Below are 3,330 nucleotides of genomic sequence, written 5' to 3'. Positions count from 1 at the left end.
TAAAATCGAGACTGCAAACTTTAGATGAATTTCGCCTAGCTAATCAAGTACAGAATACTAAAGTTTTGATGCAAGCACAAGGAGCAAATAAACAAAACCTTTTAAATGAACTTATTAATGATTGTTTTAAAAATCTTCTTAATAAAATTCAAAATTACAGTAGAAATCCAGAATATAATCCACCTTTCTATTTTAACTTAGACAATGGTGGAAGAAAAGACGTTAACAATATCCCAGAATTACTCAAATTATGTATAGATAATCCAAGAAACTTTATGCAGTACATTAGGCAGCAAGATTTTAAGAATTGGCTGGATAATATAGAGATAGGGGAAACCGAACTAGCAAATATAGCTCAGGCAACTCGCGAGAAAAATTTCCCTAACGATAATGAGCGCCTACATTATTTTCTCAGAGAATGCTGTCTAGTCTTGATTGGGAGAAACCCTTAATATTTCCTAACAAAAACTTGATTTGATCGCCGACTACCTGCAAGATAAAGAAAGAACGAATCAGATAGGAATTTACAAGGGGATAAAAATTAAAATCTTTCTGATTTCAAGCTACCAACGACCGGCGCTAGTCACTGAAAACTGAAAACTGATAACTGATAACTCACATCTGAAAACTGAAAACTGAAAACTGATAACTGATAACTGAAATGACTCGATCCTATTTTGCTACTACCGCGAGGGGACTAGAAGAAATTGCCGCTAGGGAATTAGAATGCCTAGGGGCCAAAGAAGTGAAACCCGTATTCACCGGAGTCCATTTTCAGGGAGATCTGGCCCTACTCTATCGAGTCAATCTTTGGTCAAGAATTATTTTTCGGGTTTTGGTTCCCATTGCCGAAATTCCCTGTGGGGATGGGAAGGAACTGTATGATGGCATTCAAGCCATTGATTGGCGCGATTATCTCACCAGTGAGGAAACTTTAGCGGTACAATGTACGGGAACGAACGATCGCCTCAATCACACCCATTACACCGCTTTAAGCATCAAAAACGCTATTATCGACCAACAGCGTCAACAGGGGAATCCCCGTTCTTTTGTGGATACAGAAAATCCCGACCTGCAAATTAACGCTCATATCGAGAAAAATCTCTGTGTGCTTAGTTTAGATAGTTCTGGTCACAGTTTGCATCGTCGCGGGTATCATCGGGCCATGGGAGTCGCACCTCTGAAAGAAAGTCTCGCCGCTGCTTTGGTAGAATTATCGGCATGGCAGGATGATATGGCGCTTTTAGACCCTTTTTGTGGTTCGGGAACCATTGTCATCGAAGCGACGTTAAAAGCTTTAAATATTGCCCCCGGTTTATCTCGTTCCCAGTTCGGATTTCAGAAATGGCCAGACTATCAACCGGATTTATGGCAATCTTTGCTTAAGGAAGCTAAAGAAAAACAAAAATTTCAGCTAAATGCGCCAATTTATGCTAGTGATGCCGATTATGAGGTTTTGCGTCAGGCCGAGGATAACGCCTATTTTTGTCAAGTGCAGGACCATATTAATTTTAGCTTGCAAAGCATCACCGACTTAGAACCGGCGAGCGATCGAGGGATTATTCTCTGTAATCCCCCTTACGGCAAAAGATTGGGCAATACCGAAGAATTAGGGGCCTTATATAAATCCTTCGGTGATGTCTTAAAACAGAGGTTTAAGGGTTGGACAGCCTATATTTTATCGGGTAACAAAGAACTGACTAAACAAATCGGTCTGCGTTCTTCCCGTCGCACTCCCTTGTATAACGGTTCTCTGCCCTGTACCCTCTTAAAATATGAGTTGTATTAACTACATCAAAACCTTGAGACTGTCAAGGGCTAAATGAACATTCTGACGAACTGAGGCAGCAGAAGTGTGTAGATCCAGACGTTCAGCATCGGTCAAACGCACTTCCAGAATACTTTCCACACCCCGACAGCCCAAGCGACAGGGAACCCCCAGATAGACATCCTGTAAACCGTATTCACCCTTAAGATAGGCTGCCGCCGGCAGTAAACGGGATTGATTTCTCAATATCGTCTCGACCATGGTACAGGCAGAGGAAGCAGGGGCGTAATAAGCGCCGCCAGTTTGCAGTAATTTGACGATTTCAGCCCCACCGTTGCGAGTTCTCTCCACTAAACGGTTAATCGTCATCTCGTCCATTAATTCGGTAATCGGCACACCACTGACGGTACAGTAACGGGGTAGGGGCAACATTAAATCACCGTGACCACCCAAGACCATGGCATGAACGTCGGCGGTACTAACCCCCAATTCCATGGCGATAAAGGTTTGTAAACGGGAAGAATCGAGGACTCCTGCCATTCCCATCACTCTTTGGGGAGGTAAACCAGTTGCTTGCCAGACTAGATAGGTCATCACATCAAGGGGATTAGTGATGACGATAAAAATGGCCTCTGGAGAATACTGGAGGCATTTAGTGGCGGCCTCGACGACAATTTTGGCATTGACATTCATGAGATCATCGCGACTCATGCCCGGTTTTCTGGCTAATCCAGCCGTAATCACGACAATATCCGAGCCTGCCGTGTCTTCATAGTTATTAGTGCCGATAATCTCGCTGTCGTGCAGTTCTATGCCCTGAGCTTCCATCAAATCTAGGGCAATACCCTGGGGCAAACCATTGACGATATCGAGGAGAACCACATCGGCGAGGTTTTTTTCGGCGATGCGTTGGGCCAGGGTGCGTCCGACGTTACCGGCACCAATAACCGAGACTCGGGGCGATTGGCAGGGGATGAGTGTATCGTAGAAGTCAACCATGATTTATGGATGAGGCAATATCCTCATCAGACGGGTTCCAGTTGTTCGAGCTTTAGCCACACACTGGGGGTAGGAACGTAGAATTTAATCAAAGCGTAATCATCTTTTACATCCAAGACTTCTGCTGTCGAGTTGAACATATAACTGGGTAAACGGCGATCGCTGGCTAGGGCTTCGAGGCTATTTTCTAGGTTTCCCGTCACCACGCGGACTAAAGCTCCTTTCTTAATTGTAGCTGCCATGTTTTTCTCGTTAAATTTGCTTGGGGGTTTCTTCTATAAATTGTTACATATTCCGGCGGGCCTCTGACAAGAGAGTGTAGAATGTGGGGTGTGGGAATGATGAATTATGAATTGGGGAGTGGGGAGAATAAATAAAAGCTGTCTCCTGTCTCCTGAATCCTGTCTCCTGAATCCTGTCTCCTAACTCCACCAATAAACTTTTTGGGCAAACCCTAATTAAAACTCAACCCTTTGACCATAACTTAGGAGACTTTGTAGGGTGGCGAGGCGATTTTCCCAGACTTGTATTTGATAGGGAGATAAATCTTTTTGTCGGGACAT

The 3,330-nt window shown here is 44.0% G+C and carries 4 protein-coding genes; 2 read left to right on the top strand and 2 right to left on the bottom strand.

What is annotated here, in order from left to right; genetic code table 11:
• Window positions 1-452, top strand: a 452-nt coding sequence (locus PX482_RS20470; RefSeq protein WP_288122945.1) for a hypothetical protein, incomplete at its 5' end; no start/stop codon positions are given.
• Window positions 453-661: 209 nt separating this feature from the next.
• Window positions 662-1,789 (top strand): THUMP domain-containing class I SAM-dependent RNA methyltransferase, encoded by a 1,128-nt coding sequence (locus PX482_RS20465; protein ID WP_288122944.1) that lies wholly within the window; start codon window positions 662-664, stop codon window positions 1,787-1,789.
• Here the strand turns inward: PX482_RS20465 and mdh are convergent, their stop codons facing one another.
• Together mdh and PX482_RS20455 are read right to left on the bottom strand one after the other, a co-directional pair.
• Complete coding sequence (gene mdh, locus PX482_RS20460) at window positions 1,790-2,767, bottom strand: malate dehydrogenase (RefSeq protein WP_002758721.1); 978 nt, start codon at window positions 2,765-2,767, stop codon at window positions 1,790-1,792.
• A 26-nt stretch (window positions 2,768-2,793) separates the two neighbouring features.
• Window positions 2,794-3,009: an NAD(P)H-quinone oxidoreductase subunit O gene (locus tag PX482_RS20455; RefSeq protein WP_002758722.1), complete on the bottom strand. Its 216-nt coding sequence runs from the start codon at window positions 3,007-3,009 to the stop codon at window positions 2,794-2,796.
• Window positions 3,010-3,330: the final 321 nt, after the last annotated feature.

Source organism: Microcystis sp. M53602_WE12, assembly GCF_030065455.1.
Taxonomy (GTDB): Bacteria; Cyanobacteriota; Cyanobacteriia; order Cyanobacteriales; family Microcystaceae; genus Microcystis; species Microcystis aeruginosa.
The sequence above is the reverse complement of the archived record's forward strand: the minus strand, read 5'-3'. Positions and strand labels throughout refer to the sequence as shown.